This window comes from Achromobacter sp. ACM03 (genome assembly GCF_014851665.1).
Taxonomy (GTDB): domain Bacteria; phylum Pseudomonadota; class Gammaproteobacteria; order Burkholderiales; family Burkholderiaceae_B; genus Achromobacter; species Achromobacter aegrifaciens.
Genome location: NZ_JACVAD010000005.1, coordinates 151356 through 165753, shown reverse-complemented (window position 1 = coordinate 165753; position 14398 = coordinate 151356). Strand labels below are relative to the sequence as shown.

Here is a 14398-nt window from a genome sequence, read left to right as displayed (position 1 = left end):
TCATCCCGGCCCTGGCCGGCAAGCTTCCGTCGCACCATGCCCAAGACCATCACCATTCACCGCCCCGACGCGGTCCGCGCTGCCGCCGAGAGTTGCGTGCATTTCGGCTTCTGCACCGCAGTCTGTCCCACCTACGTGCTCGATGGCGAAGAGCTGGATTCACCGCGCGGCCGGATCGCCCTGGCGCGCGAAATGCGGGACAGCGGCGCAGCGCCCAGCCCGGCCGCCGTGCGCCACCTGGACCGCTGCCTGTCGTGCCTGTCGTGCGAAACCACCTGCGCGGCCGGCGTTTCGTATCACGCCATCATCGACGGCGCGCGCGAGCACATCGAAAAAAGCAAGGCCCGCCCGCTGACGCAGCGCTTGCTGCGCTCAGCGCTGGCCCGGGTACTGACAACCCCCGCGCTGCTGCGTCCGGCCGCGGCCGCGGGCCGGTTGCTGCGCGGCGCCGCCGGCCGCCTCGGCGGCCCGTTGGGCGCGTTGGCCTCCCTATCCAGCGCCCCCGCACTCGCGGCGTTTGCGCCACGCACCGAAGCCGCTCCGCAGCAGCCCGCCAACCCGACGCGCCGCGTCGCGCTGCTGAACGGCTGCGCCCAATCGGTGCTCGGCGCCGAGATCAACGCCTCGGCCAAGCGGCTGCTCACACGCGCCGGCATCGCCGTCGTCGACGTGCCCGGCGTGCAATGCTGCGGCGCGCTCGAACTGCACATGGGACGGCGCGAGGCCGCCACCCGGCACATGGAACAGGCTGTCCGCAGCTGGTCGGCCGCGCTGCTGGCGGGGCAGATCGACGCCATCATCAGCACCACATCGGGCTGCGGCTCCGTCATCAAACGCTATGAAGAGCTACTGTCTGACCGCCCCGAACTGTCGACGCAGGTGCGCCTGGTGGTCGAGGCCACTCAGGACATCTCGCAAATCGCCGCCAGTCTGTCGCTGACCGCCAGCGGCTCGGCGCTAGGCCTGGCCGTTTCGTATCACGACTCCTGTTCACTCAAGCACGGCCTGAAAATCGAACGGCCGCCGCGCCGCGCGCTGGGCAAGCTGGACATGGAGGTGCGCGATATCGGGGAATCGCATCTGTGCTGTGGCTCGGCGGGGACCTACAACATCCTCGAGCCGGCCATCTCGGACCGGCTGGGACAACGCAAGGCGGCCCACGCCTCGGCCGGCCAACCGGACGTGATCGCCGCTGGCAACATGGGATGCCTGGTGCAGATCTCGCGCTTCACGCCGGTGCCCGTGGCGCATACGGTCCAGCTGCTGGACTGGGCCACCGGCGGGCCGCCCCCACGCGGTCTTGAAGACTTCCGGCCCAAGCCGCCGCAGGCAGCGGCCGACACTCCAACGCCGGCGGCCACGCCGGTTCCGACAACCGCCGGCAGCGGCGATCTTCTGTGGTGAAAGACGTATGCCTTCCAATGACCCTATCGTAGATTTCGCCCATGCGGCGGCGGCCGAGCTTGGCGCGGACGCGATCTCGCTGAGTGACGACGTCCTCGGACGCTATGGCGAACATACCCTGCCCTGCGCCGACGTGCGCCCCGGCGCGGTCGCCTACCCCGACTCGACCGAGGCGGTGCAAACGCTGGTGCGCCTGGCCAATCGCTTCCGCGTTCAGCTCTATCCCATCAGCAATGGTCAGAACATCGGTCTGGGCACCCGCTCGCCCATCCGTCCCGGCCAGGTAGTGGTGGACCTGGGCCGGCGCATGAATCGCATCCTGGAAGTCAACGAGACGCTGGGCTATTGCGTGCTCGAACCCGGCGTGAGCTTCCGCGCCATGCACGACGAGCTGCAGCGCCGGGAAAGCAAGCTGATGATCTCGCCGACCGCAGGTCCATCGCAGGGCAGCATCCTCGCCAACGCCCTGGACAAGGGCGGCGGCAGCGGCGCCTACGCCGATCACTTCGGCATGAGTTGCGGCATGGAAGTTGTGCTCGGCAATGGCGACGTGATCCGCACCGGCGACGGCAGCCTGGCGGGTTCCTCGCATCCCAACTGGCACGTCTCCAAATACAGCTTCGGCCCCACGCTGGACGGCCTGTTTTCCCAATCCAACTTTGGCATCGTCACCCGCGTAGGCATGTGGCTCATGCCCCGGCCGCCGCATATCGAACCCTTCTTTTTCACCTTCCCCGACGACGAAGATCTGGGGGAGATCGTCGAACGCATCCGTCCGCTGAAGCTCAGCAATTTCGTGCCGACGCTGATTCGCGCCACCAACGACCTGTATCTGCTGTCCTCGGCGGCCACCAACCCCGAATACGCGGCCAGCGGCGGCAAACACGCGCTGTCCGACGAGGGCCGCGCCGCGCTGCGCAGGCAGTATGACCTGGGATCCTGGACCGTATCAGGCGCCGTGTACGGCGCGAGTCGCGCCGCCGTACAGCCCCAGATCGACCGCATCGCCCAGCATTTCCTGGCCTCGGGCAAGGGACGCCAGATTCCCCTGGAGGAAGCCGAGGACATCGGCCCCCTGCACATCGCCATCAACTCCAACACCGGCGTGCCGACCGACAGCGAATTGAAGATGCTGGGCTGGCGGCCGGGCGGCGGCGCGATCTGGCTGTCGGCGGGTTCCCCGGTTGCGGGTGACATCGTCAATAGCCTGCAGGCAGATGCACGCCGCATCTGCCGCGACCACGGGCTGGAATACCTGCTGTCAAACGTTTGCGGCGCTCGATTCGCCCGCGCCATCCACGCGATCATCTACAACCGCGAGGACGCCGACGAAACCGCCCGCGCCGATGCCTGCTACCGGACACTGGCCAAGCTGTTCGCCGATCGAGGCATTTTCGTGGGGCGTGCGCCGACGATGTATCACGAGTTCCACCAGGCGCAGCGCATGCCGGAGCTGGTGCGAGCTTGCGCATCGATCAAGGCGGCCCTGGATCCGAATGGGGTGATTGCGCCGGGGAAGTACGGGATCGAATGAAGATATTGGCGCGGCAGGAGGGGCTCGAACCCCCGACCTCAGGCTTAGAAGGCCCGTGGAAAATCGACCTAACGCGTTGATTTTTCGCGGGTCTCTAATATTTGCGTTAGAACAGCTCTCTTTTTTCTGCTACGGTTTTATGCGGTTCATAGACCGTCTGTTCTAACGCAAAGGTCCATCAACGTGCAGCCGCCACACCGCGCTCAAGAAGCTGGAACAGATGGAGAAGTGCTTCCGGGCCCGGGGCATCCCATTGCCGGCCAAGTCAGATTGTGGCCCGGATACCTGGGGCCGCTCATCCGTTGGCCTCCAGAGCACGATGCCTGAGACGACGCGGTACCGGGCCGAGAAGCCGTCATCGGCCGCTGGGGCATGATTGCACCGAGTACTCCGTCGATAAGTTGGTGAAGGTGGAGAAGATCGCGACTTTCAAAGTCCAGAGCGAGACCGCACACACACTTTGGATATTTCGCCTAATGTTGGCCAACGGCCAGCGCTACATCATTACCATGGAGGCCATCTTCGAGCCCGATCGGCGCCCCGTGTATGAGCAGCGATACGCCACAAAGCAGCGCGATAACTACTCACGAACTTCTCGAACATCACATCCGCACACGGCCTGCTGTCACCGCTCAACCATGTCGCGTAGCCATTGAGCAGAGGATATTAAGGACGATTCATCCCCAAAAGCGATCATGCACATTGATGCGTTAGATCGCCGGCTTGATCTCCTTGACCAATTCCAGGCGACAAGGCCAAGCACACCGCCCCGTCGAGTGGCTTTCGAGCCCGAGAGCCCTAGGTGCAGCCACGGCCGTCAATCGCGCGGTAGCTGGCACGTTCATTAAGAATCCTTGTTTCCTCTGAGGAACACTGCAACCCTTGCTTTTAGCAGCGAGGCATCATAGGTAGAGTTGCTGAGAGCACTCTGTAGCACCTTTCTCCGGACTTCAGTCGGCATTTCACGCCAGACGCTCAAGATCGCTGCCCCAAGGCAGGCAATGACTCGCCGCTCGCCTTCGTCAAGCACGCCAGTGTCTAACATTTCAACTGACGTGGGCAATCGGATGCCGCCGTCATTTAGCCAGCGCTCAATGTCCGCGTCATCAGGATCGTGAATCATATTTGCTGCCCCGAAAAATCCCCTTCAGCGATGCGCGCAATCCTCGCCTTGAGTGCAGACCTGTCGAATGCTGCTTGAGCGATTTCGCGATTCAATACCCGCCGACGCGCATTGAGCGGGAGCTCATCCCAGAGGCTCAGTACCGACGCCCCGAGAAAAGCCAGAATTCGACGTTCAGACACCTCGAATTCCTCAATAGCGAACGACTGAGCCAGAGAAGCCAGTTGCGAGCCCCCCTCATCGTCCCATCGCTCTAGCGCTTTAGTACCGGTTGTCTGTGACATGCTGCAGCCTCCCACAGGGTTTCATACAGCCAGTGTAGGGCAGGCACTGCTCGACGCCTTACGCCTGTTTCAATTTAGTCTTAGGCCAGACCTACCACAGAGCGTACTGTGGGGATGTGGTACTCGCCACGACAACCAAAAAGGTAAACATCATGACATTTCCTACCCGCTTCAGCGCCGCAGGTCCCCCCACCCAGCCTGGTCAATCAGACGTGCCTAACAAGCAGCAAGAACAGCAAAGCCAGGAACAAAAAGAAGAGGCAGCTCGTAAGCAAGCACAGAACGACCCGCTGAAACAGCGTACCCCTCAGTAGCGAATCGCACGCTTTCGGCCCCTTCCCGTCACGGAAAGTGCAGCTGCTTGGCCGGTGATGGATGACTGAAAGCTTGTGAGCAGACGCTGACTCATCGCATGATTGCGAGGGCCAGCGTTGTCGTGTATCCGTCCCGACACGATACTTCTGCACCGGTTCAAAGGCCACGACAGAGGCCAATCGGCCCAGAAAACAAAAACTCGGACCCGATCAGCTGATTCACTCTTTCGCGTATACGCCGCGCTGCGATTCATTCAGACCGCTACCCATCATGAAGCCTTTTAGCAAGTCATTTGCGCGCCTCACTACTGCTTGCCGAAAATTCCTCCCTGCAACGACATCGTTCAATCACTACGGCGGCCACCGAGAACATCGGCCCTCTCCCCACGCGGCGACCTTGTCGCCCTGGCGTGTGTACATAATCTATGCTCGCCCTAGGCGTCTGTTTCTCCGGAATGAGCAAGGCAGAATCTTTGACTTCGGCGTTATGAAAGGACCTGAGCCCACGTTAGCCTATCGGCTGTCCATGCGAGGTCTCACTGGCCAGGGGTTTGCTTCGCGCTAGCTGTTGCTCGATGACATTACCAGTCGAATTGAGGCCGGTGAAATTACGAGCGAACAGCTTGACCTTCACGAGTGTGCTGCTGGGTCAGGAGTCGATCTGGATCGCGGCACGCACATAGACGTCGCTATGAAATTGGCTGGATAGGCTCGAGCGCGTACCCCAAGTCGAAGTTGCGGCATAGCGAACGTGCGCTTCGAAAAGATAGCGATGGTGGAGGCAGTGTATCGCTCCCTAACAACCAAGCTGCGCAAAGGGTTGGTGCAGCCCTAGTACGTGTTGACGTCGTACTCTGGTACGGAAACACCATTGCACTCGCATCCCAACTCATTTCATACTTTCCATTCGACCATCTACTTTTGGAGGGTTCAGGAATGTATGACGACATCCGAAAGCAGGGAGGAGCCGCCGCCCGCCAAGGATCGCCCCTTTGGGACTGCCCCTACCTCAAGGCCCAGGCGATGCCCGGGCACACGGGAGAATCACCCAGAGTTTGGCAGGCCAAGGTCGATGCGTGGGAAGCAGGATGGGCGAAGGAAAAGGAAGTGACAAGACCGCCGCCGAGCCCCGTTCAATTTGCAGGCCTACATGCGGTGTAAGTCTCAAGCACGCGCCCATTACGGGGCGCGTACCTGAATCGCCGCGAGGTTCACTCCGCGGAAGAATGACGCGTAAACGTGCGGCGATAGTCTTCAGCACGCGCGAGAGTCCGATAGAACTGGCCGCCCACGCCAACCAGTTCGTGAGTCTCCTCCACGGTCAACCGCGCTTCTATCCGCTCCAACACTGCAGCGTAGGCGTAGAGCACCTCCGTCCAGTCTCCGAATCCCAAATTCTCAAGGCCGGCGGTCACGATCATCTTAGAAACAAACTCGTCCGTATTCACATCGATCCCCAAGAGTTCTTGTTGAGAGCAGCAAGATTCATACCCAGGGTAGCACTGGACATACAACGAGCTAAAGACCCGGGTGTTGCCATCTGCTACGTCTGGCATGGGGCCCAAGACTTGGAATCGCCGCAAGCTGCGCAAGGGGAAGGCGCCCGCTAGGGGTTGCTACGGCTGATTTCGCCGTGCCTCGCATCCCGCACCCGCTTAAAGAGCTCAGTGATGCGCGCGTCTAGCGCCCTTCGGCGCCGAGTTTCCAGCTGTAGGCGGCGCAGCTGGATGAAGAGCATGATACAGGCGACGGGAAACGCCATTGCTGAAAGAAGCAAGACCTCAGCGAGTTGAGAGTGCTCATGCTGAATTACAAGGATTCGGATCAGCTCGTAGGCATCCGCGCCCACTAAGACCTGATGGCCGACAAGTAAATATGCCACAGTGAGGAATGCGACCTCTCCCCAACCCTCCCATACTTCTCCGGCTTTAGCCCAATCGCTCTCACGAAACATCGCCTTCTCCCGTATGGTGTAACCAATTGATAGAGGGATTTCGTGACGCTATCACAATATCGGACGGCGGCGTGGGTATTGTTGTCGCACTTTCGCTCTATGGCGATTTGCGCTGTTTGCTTCGCCGACATCTCGATTCAGTTGCATCACTATTGACGTAGTGCATCATATATCCGCTCGCAGGTCAGTCCCGCGACACGGGCACCGTCTGCAATGTCCGCAAGCTGCGTAGCTCGGTCGCTAACGCGTCTGAGCATGTAGGCGAGCAGGTCGACGCCGTCGGCCCCTGGCGGGCTTCCGCCGGCAGCGGCGGGATCTCGGCCGCTTGCGGCGCGAGCCAGTGCGTCGGCGCGGTCGCGCAACCTGTTGTGCTCAGTACGAGCGCTAGCAGCACTAGCAACCGCGGCAGCGGCTTGTTTCTTTGCATCATCTCGGGCTTTCTCCAATTCGGCGGTGCGCCGTCTTCCTTCCTCTCGTGCCGCCTCGATGGCGGTCATTTTGGCTTGGGCTTCGGCCAGCCGCTCCTTGTCGCGATCCGAGGCGACCTTGGCCTCGGACGCGTCGGCCAGCCAGCCGCGAGCCGTCCACGCCGAACCACCTACCACGCCAGCCACCAGCAGCGCGACAACCGCGTAGCCCCTCCACCCTGCCAGCACGTCGGCCGCGCGCGTCAAGGCGGTCATGGAGCCACCTCTGCAACTGCCTGGGCGTAGTTGCGGCCCCACTTGGCGCGAAGCTCTGCGCGCTGGGCGGGTGTGCCGTGGTCGTAAGCGCCGGGCCGCCAGGTGCGCAGATACAACCGCCAGGCGCCCTCTATGTCACCCATAAGCGGCAGCCGGCCTGGGTCGCTCCACAACAGCAGACGGGCCAGGCCGGCCGCCAGCACGTCGTCATGCTCGATGGCGTCCCAGATCGCGCCATCGCGCGCGGGCACGCCCCGGGCCTGGTAGAGGTGGGCAGCCGCGGCGCTCGTTGCCGCATGCAGCCGGACGCCGTGCACCATGCCGCCGCCCCGCTCCGCTTGCCAGAAGCTCTTGGCGGGACCAACCGGCCGCAGCGGGCTTCCGACCAGTTGACGGCGGTCCACAAAGCGACTTTCTTGCAGACCGGTAGCCAGCATCTGGACGCGTGCCGCAGGCGTGTCCATATCGGCTGGCAACAGCGCCAGCGCCGGGTTGATCGCCCCCGCGACAATCTCTTTCAGCGTCATGAATTAACCCTCACAATGCACGCCACATTCCCCTGGGCGCGATAAACCAACACGGCGATCAGCACCGCTACCACCGCCTGCCACACCGTCACAGGCTCATGCCGAACAAGCACATCCAGGGCCTGGCCGCCCGTGCCTACAATCAGCAGGTAGGCCAGCCAAGACATCCCTCTCCGGAACCGCGCGCCGTTGCGCCGGTAAAGCAGCAGCCGCACGGCCGAAGCGAAATTCGCCACCACAAACAAAAGGGCCACCAGATGCTGGTGGCCCATACTGATCATTTCGGCAGGTTGCATCTCAGCTCCCCTTCTTGAAGACCGTGGTGAAGTCGAACGTCTTGATGCGCTCGATAGCCGCCAAGGCGATGGTCACGACCAGCGCAGCAGCGCCGAATGCCGCGATGGCGGTTTCCTTGACAGGCGTCAGCGCCACCACATCCGGTGCGGCCAGGTAGCCAATCACGAAGGAAATCGCCCAGTAGATTCCTCGCGACAGCAAACCCCCATCCTTTCGCGACACCACGAACAGTGATGCCCCAGCAAACGCCCCGATAAGAGCGTTGCCATCGATCCCCGGCAGCAGGCCGGCGAACGTCACGCCCGCCGCTGCTGCCGCAACAACACCTGTGCTTGCAGGTTCAGCCATCACTTCTCCTTTTTAGAATTTCCAGCAATAGAATTGGGCCGCCGAAACGGGCCCATGCAATAGCCAAAGGCCTAGCGAACGAACGACAGCAGCGCCAGATTTCCCGAGACAGACACAGTGCCAGTGCCTGGTCGAGGGAATACCAAACTAATGGTGTGCAGCCCAGCAGGGATGTTGGTCCGGATAGAGCTCCCGGACTTCGTGTTTTCCTGTTCGCTTGACGTGTAGTTCACTACAGGCACCCTGCTCACTTCGGCACCATCAAAATAGAGCCGCACGTATTCGGCCACGACGACCTGGGCCGAGCTCGATTTCGCCGCAAACTCATAGCTAATCAACGCGGAGCCGGCTGAAGGCAGATTGAAAGTGATGGAAGCGGAGTTACTACCGCTGCCCGAGCCGAACTGCAGGTTCAAGGGAACGGCGCTTCCGGCCGACACCGCCCCATTCTGCAGTTGAAGAGTACCTACCTGTGCGAAACCAATATTCGCCGTCTTGACGTAGGCAGTATCTAGGTTGGCCACCTTGGCGGAGAACGAGTTTGCATCGATCCGATCAGCGCTCATGAAGCCAGTTGTCACCTTGGCGGCATCCAAAGACTCGATATTGGCGCTCTTGATCCAAGCCGTGCCAATCAGCGCCTGACTGATGAACGTCTGCCCACCTTGAATGACGAACGGTACGGTTACCTGCGTCCCATTCGGGTGAACAACGCCGAACCTATCGACACCCACCAAGAACTGGGACTCCGTTATGCCGCCGGAGCTTTCGACGCCAAGCCCGATTGAGGCTGCGTAGTAGCGCCCTCCCACTGTCACCCCGGCTCGTACATTCCACATCGCTGCGACGTCCCCGTTGACCTTGGCAATTGCCTGGCTCGTCTGTTGCACCCCCGCGAATGCCTGGTCCGCCTTTCCTGAAGCTGTGTCGGCCGTCGCCTGGACACTGGTAATGCGCAGGCCCAACGCACCGGTTTCGTTTGCTCGCGTCGTCGATTCCTCCTGAATCAGCGACGTGTTTTGCTCCACCTTCGCGCTGACAGTGCTGATGGTCTGGGCCATCGCCTCATTCTGAGTCTGTCGAGTCGTCTCCTCCTGGGCTATCCGCGTTTCAAGCGCGGGTATCTTGTCAATCGGAGCAAGGATGTCTTGCGCCAGCTGTGTCCGCGTGATCTTGTCTTTGAGGTATTCAAGAATTTCACCCGCGTCCGCGCTTGCCTGACCAAGCACACCGTTCCCCGCCGGGTAGCGTGGACCTGGTACGCCATTCCGATCACGCAGGATGGCCCAAAAGTACAGCCGCGCGCCGGCGGACAAGCCCATGAGCGTCGTGCTGTCTTGTGGGAACGCATAGTCCCCCAACTTCTGCGCCGACTCGAACTCTGGCGAGGCGCTGTACCAGATCTCCGTTCGCTCAATGATTGACGGTCCAGCAGGGAAGCCCCAGCGCAGCCGAATAGCAAACACCAACGACGTCGGAATAAGGCTCGTTACTGCTGGCGGTGGGGCCAAGATCCCGTCCAGCTGCGTTAGCAATGACGTGGCCCAGATGGACGATATATCCATTGGATTGAACGCCCTCACTCGGCACATAAAGCCGCCAGCAAAGATGTTCTGAACCTCTATGCTGGTAGACCCAGTCGGCGGCAGGCTAATCCATTCGGAATTGTCCCGCCGCCACTGCACCTCGTACTTCACGGCGCCCTCGGCAGCAGCCCACGAAAAAACCGCCGTATGGCTTGCCATACCCTGACTGATCAACGGGTAGGAACTGATGGTGACGTTGGTCGGTGGCGGCTGAACACCGGGGGGAACTACTGTGATCGGTACGGGATCCAGGCGAGTGCCAAAGTCCACGTTGTCAAACTTTCCAGGCTCGTGTTGAATGGCCGCGATTTCCGCGATGAGCCCTTCCTTACGCTTCACACTGATGATGCGAAAGCGCTGCGCAGACAGCACCTCAGATTCTAGTGTCCACACGCATTCGGCTTCCGGCACCTCGGAGAATGGCGCTATTACCGTGATGATGAGGACCATTCCCGGCACGCCGAGCATATCTGCGGTCAACTCCGTGGAGTCAACCGTGAAGGTCGTCAAATCCGCAGTCAGACCTTGCCCCACTGCTGCGCTGACAATCCGGGTTTCCGAAACGCCGCTGGGCAAATTGACGACCAGGCGATCCCCCGGTCTAACCCCCAGCGCAGCATCGACTGTAATAACGGTAGAAGTCGCCGAGTGGATGCGCCCTCCCACTCGGCGCCCCGCCAGGTGTTGATCCGCGATCCGAACAATGCTGCCGGGACGCACACGACACGCATCAAGCCCGACGGAGAATGATACGGACCTGGTTTCCATCCGCGAGGTGAGCAGAAGCCACTTACCAACCCGGTTAGCTTGACCGCGAGACGTGCAGCCAAACGCGCTTACCTCAATCTGCTTAAGCCCAAACCGCGCCAAGCCTTTACGATCTTCGACATACTCAACTTTCTGCCGCCCCATGTCTGAAAGATCATTCCAGGACACAAGGGCTGCGGTATAGCGAGCATTCAACGAAGAGCCGACGTAATTAAATCGGCCGTCGATCACGTTGGCCGACGTGAAGGTATAGACGGGATCGCCGGGCATATCTGCGACGGCAAAGACCGACGAATTTGCCCAGTACGTCATTCCCCGGAACACCGACGCCAGGTCCTGCAAAACCCGATACGCGTCCGCGGCTGTCTGCAAATAGCAGTTGCAGGTGAAGCGTGGCTCTTGCCCGCCAAATCCATCGGGCACCAGCTCATCGCAGTACCGGGCTATCTGATACAACCCCCACTTATCCAACCAGCCGGAGGGTATGCGCTCACCCAGGCCATACCGATCATTGGTCACGAGGTCATAGAAAATCCACGCAGGGTTGTCAGTCCACGCAAGCTTGAAAGTTCCGTCCCAGGTGCCCGCGTATGCGCGACGATCCTCGTCATAGTTCGACGGGACGCGAATGATTCTCCCCTTCCAGTCATAGGATCGCGCGGGTATTGATTGGAACTGGGAGGCATCAATCTTGATGCCGACCAGAGCAGACATCGGGTACCTAAGCTTCGCGTCTATTACCTCCGTAATCCCATCTACATAGGTTCGATCAGAAATGACACTGCTATTAGCGTTCGCCGTAATTCGCCGAACTCGCACCGACCAGCCAGACCGCGCGGCCGGGAGGTCAATTCGATGCGACCGCGAATAGCGTTGCGTTGTCTTCCCGTCAAATGCACTCGCAAGCGCGAGCTGGTAGACACCACCGTCCGCACTTACTTCGATCTGGTACTCAACGCGGTAGCCACCGATATCTCCATTCGAGGTGTTTGCCTTGCTCAGCCCCGTCACAGCCAACGTGATGCGCACAGCCGATAGCTGCAGGTCTGTGATAGTTCGTACCCACGGGCTTCCTTGGGTAAGCTCCACATTCACCGCACTGGTGACTTCGGATGCAGGGAAGCCCGGCAAAGGCTCTTGCGTCTGCGTTCCTGTGCGATAGTCAATCGCCATGTTCGGAAAATTCACCGAACCATCCTGGTTCGCTCCCGGCGTACCATCCAGATACACGTCACGCAACGCGCCATCAGGTCCATGCGCTGGGCCGAACACCTCGCCCTCAGAGATCAGATCGACGACGCGCGCAAATGCGGTGCTGTGCAGGCTGTCTGGGGCCTCGCGGGGGCTCCGGCCGCCTCCTCCGCCTTTCCCGCCACCGAAACCCGTTATGGGCTGCAAATTCCTTGCCGAGACGCCAGAAACGACAAGGGCGCCGTTGGGCGCCCTTTTCACTGCAAGATTATTTGCTCTCATACTTGGTCCTCGGCGTAAATTCCGGCCGATATAACGGAACTTCCAACGATCATTCGCCCGTACAAGAGAGGCACCGGATTGCCTTGGGCCATCGTGTTCACTGGACCGTTAAAGTTGTAGGAAGCGCCGTTCTCAGGGCCGTCAGCACTGCTTAGCCCCCGCTGCTGAGGCGAAAGCATCTGCACCACACCCCCCAACGCCATCGCCGCGCCAATTTTCATCATCGGCGTACCAATCGGGGCGCCGACCCCGGTGTATGTCAGCACCGCTCCGACAACGATCAGCACCGCGCCCAGAATCGTCTGAAATAGACCCGCGCGCTTTGCTCCCGCAAGGACAGGCGCTATCCGAATCGGCTCTCCTCCAACCGGATACTGCATTTCCTCCACGCCGATGTTTCGGTTGCCTACGAAGCACGCAAACTTCACACCATGTGCGTCGCTATTCGCCAGATCGCGCTCAAATCCGGGAAGCAGTATGCATAGGGCCCTGATCGCTTCCGCCGGGCAGTTCACGGCAAGCCAGTGGGTTCGTCCGTACTTCCCCCCAAGCCGCCCATAGATCCGCACCTCTCTCAGCGTCTCGGTCATTCCACGCCCTCATGACGAAGGATCAATCGGGTTGCCTCGCGCCAATAACCGCCGTAAACCACACGTTCGGAGTCTCGCCCATACAAGTGATGCAGCATTGCATTTGGAATAGGAAAGAGATCAGGCGCTTCCCGCAGCGGCCGGTCACCGATGAACATGCCGGAGTGGTTGACTCGATCCGAGCGGATCTGCATCAGCACCACATCGCCGAACTGCGTCCGTTCGCCTGCCGCAAGAGGTCGAAAGCCAGCCTCGGCATAGTGGTCCATGTAAAGATCGCCCTCCCTGCCTGGCTCCCACCAGCCATCATCCCGACGAAAATTCGGCAGGATGATGTTCAGTTCCCGAGCGTACCCATCGCGGATCAAGCTGTAGCAATCCAGAACCCCGTGAGCAAAAGGCCGCCCCAAAAGTGGCGCCTCGTAGCCCTCAGGGGCAAAGCTGACCAGTTGGCGCGTCTCTACATGGCCGGCTTCGGAACGGCCAACGGCAACAATGAACCAAGGCACCTCGCTCTCTTCGCACGCAACACGATCCGCTTCATGGATCAAGAGGGGCTGTTGGTCCGGATGGGAATGAATCACTGCCCTGACAGTCCCGGCATCGGCCGCAGCGGTGTAATCCCGAGGATCCATAACGAAATGTTCAGCGCCTGTCGCGAGGTTCCTGCACGGCCAATAGATCTCCCGACGAGCCACCTGCACCACTAGGCCACAACACTCGCGCGGGTACTCCGCCATCGCATGAGCACGGATGGCGTCAATCGTCTTCTTCCGCATGGTTACCCTCGAATGCGGTCCGCAGAAGGGAAGCCGCCGAAATTAATCACTTCGTACTCGCCGAAGCGCTGCTTGCAGTCGCTCAGCAACCCAGAACATCGATCGCGCGCTGGGTCGGAAACGGGATTCCCTTCCACATCGAACATGCGAGAGCCCGTATATCCGCAATAGGGCCCGCGATAGCCGCCCCTGGTGAGCCAGCCGCAAACGCCGGCGATGATCTGACGACCAGGGAGTTTTTGACCGTTGAAATCTAGAGCGCTCGACAGCTCAAACTCCACAACCTCGGCAGTTTCAGCCGTCTTCTGCTGGACAATCCACACCTCAGGCGGCAACTCTTCCTCGGACGAGGCGGTCGGATTTCCATCTGGAAAATTTCGCGCATCCAGATATTTCCCAAGTGTTCGGCGAACGACCACGCGGGCACCGACAAGATCGTCCAGCGCGATGCAGAGGGCCGAAATCACACCAGGAATGGGGTTGCCTGCGGTGTCTAGCCCAATATTGCCTACAGACAGAGTGGGGGTTGGCTGTTGCCCCTCACCCACCTGCTCAAACCCCTCAGCCTGGATAGCCCAGGGGTCGTATTGATTCTCTTGCCACCAGATCGGGCCTACCTGGGCATATCCGTGAAAGCGCTGAAGCGTGCCGCCAATGCCGGTGGCGTCCAGCTCGAACAAGTCGACCAACTGGCCAACCTCCAGCTTTTGAACATCCGCATAGATCCCCATTGC

The 14398-nt window shown here is 60.6% G+C and carries 14 protein-coding genes and 1 pseudogene; 4 read left to right on the top strand and 11 right to left on the bottom strand.

The features are described 5' to 3' along the window. Positions 1 to 36 precede the first annotated feature (36 nt). Together glcF and IB257_RS22405 are read left to right on the top strand one after the other, a co-directional pair. On the top strand, positions 37 to 1404 hold the full coding sequence (gene glcF, locus IB257_RS22410; protein ID WP_175214190.1) for a glycolate oxidase subunit GlcF: 1368 nt from the start codon (positions 37 to 39) through the stop codon (positions 1402 to 1404). Positions 1405 to 1411: 7 nt separating this feature from the next. Next, a complete protein-coding gene (locus IB257_RS22405) occupies positions 1412 to 2938 on the top strand; it encodes an FAD-binding oxidoreductase (protein WP_054453543.1) in 1527 nt (508 codons plus the stop codon). Positions 2939 to 3782: 844 nt separating this feature from the next. Here the strand turns inward: IB257_RS22405 and IB257_RS22400 are convergent. Both IB257_RS22400 and IB257_RS22395 read right to left on the bottom strand, forming a co-directional pair. Continuing rightward, positions 3783 to 4061 (bottom strand): hypothetical protein, encoded by a 279-nt coding sequence (locus IB257_RS22400; protein ID WP_054453545.1) that lies wholly within the window; start codon positions 4059 to 4061, stop codon positions 3783 to 3785. Further along, positions 4058 to 4345 (bottom strand): hypothetical protein, encoded by a 288-nt coding sequence (locus tag IB257_RS22395; RefSeq protein ID WP_175214191.1) that lies wholly within the window; start codon positions 4343 to 4345, stop codon positions 4058 to 4060. The genes IB257_RS22400 and IB257_RS22395 overlap by 4 nt, the downstream gene beginning before the upstream one ends. Positions 4346 to 4930: 585 nt before the next feature. On the opposite strand from IB257_RS22395, the pseudogene IB257_RS31590 reads away from it, so the two are divergent. Further along, a pseudogene (locus tag IB257_RS31590) lies at positions 4931 to 5368 on the top strand (hypothetical protein). A 227-nt stretch (positions 5369 to 5595) separates the two neighbouring features. Next, on the top strand, positions 5596 to 5820 hold the full coding sequence (locus IB257_RS31805) for a CrpP-related protein (RefSeq protein WP_082400914.1): 225 nt from the start codon (positions 5596 to 5598) through the stop codon (positions 5818 to 5820). Positions 5821 to 5870: 50 nt separating this feature from the next. Here the strand turns inward: IB257_RS31805 and IB257_RS22390 are convergent, their stop codons facing one another. From IB257_RS22390 to IB257_RS22350, 9 genes are all read right to left on the bottom strand, one after another. Beyond that, the gene (locus IB257_RS22390) at positions 5871 to 6107 is read right to left on the bottom strand and encodes a DNA-3-methyladenine glycosylase (protein ID WP_192492838.1); all 237 of its coding nucleotides are present in this window, start codon (positions 6105 to 6107) and stop codon (positions 5871 to 5873) included. Positions 6108 to 6762: 655 nt separating this feature from the next. After that, entirely contained in the window at positions 6763 to 7296 is a 534-nt protein-coding gene (locus IB257_RS22385; protein ID WP_225589083.1) for a DUF2514 family protein, read from the bottom strand. Next, positions 7293 to 7823, bottom strand: a complete 531-nt coding sequence (locus IB257_RS22380; RefSeq protein WP_192492837.1) for a hypothetical protein — start codon at positions 7821 to 7823, stop codon at positions 7293 to 7295. The genes IB257_RS22385 and IB257_RS22380 overlap by 4 nt, the downstream gene beginning before the upstream one ends. Further along, positions 7820 to 8119 (bottom strand): phage holin family protein, encoded by a 300-nt coding sequence (locus tag IB257_RS22375; RefSeq protein WP_217278776.1) that lies wholly within the window; start codon positions 8117 to 8119, stop codon positions 7820 to 7822. The genes IB257_RS22380 and IB257_RS22375 overlap by 4 nt, the downstream gene beginning before the upstream one ends. A gap of 1 nt (position 8120) precedes the next feature. After that, complete coding sequence (locus IB257_RS22370) at positions 8121 to 8468, bottom strand: putative holin (protein WP_192492836.1); 348 nt, start codon at positions 8466 to 8468, stop codon at positions 8121 to 8123. A gap of 71 nt (positions 8469 to 8539) precedes the next feature. Continuing rightward, positions 8540 to 12295, bottom strand: coding sequence for a phage tail protein (locus IB257_RS22365; RefSeq protein WP_192492835.1), 3756 nt, complete (start codon positions 12293 to 12295; stop codon positions 8540 to 8542). Continuing rightward, on the bottom strand, positions 12292 to 12885 hold the full coding sequence (locus IB257_RS22360; RefSeq protein ID WP_175160978.1) for a tail assembly protein: 594 nt from the start codon (positions 12883 to 12885) through the stop codon (positions 12292 to 12294). Before IB257_RS22360 ends, IB257_RS22365 begins: the two co-directional genes overlap by 4 nt. Beyond that, complete coding sequence (locus IB257_RS22355; protein ID WP_192492834.1) at positions 12882 to 13664, bottom strand: C40 family peptidase; 783 nt, start codon at positions 13662 to 13664, stop codon at positions 12882 to 12884. The genes IB257_RS22360 and IB257_RS22355 overlap by 4 nt, the downstream gene beginning before the upstream one ends. A 2-nt stretch (positions 13665 to 13666) precedes the next feature. Continuing rightward, positions 13667 to 14395, bottom strand: a complete 729-nt coding sequence (locus IB257_RS22350; RefSeq protein ID WP_192492833.1) for a phage minor tail protein L — start codon at positions 14393 to 14395, stop codon at positions 13667 to 13669. Positions 14396 to 14398: the final 3 nt, after the last annotated feature.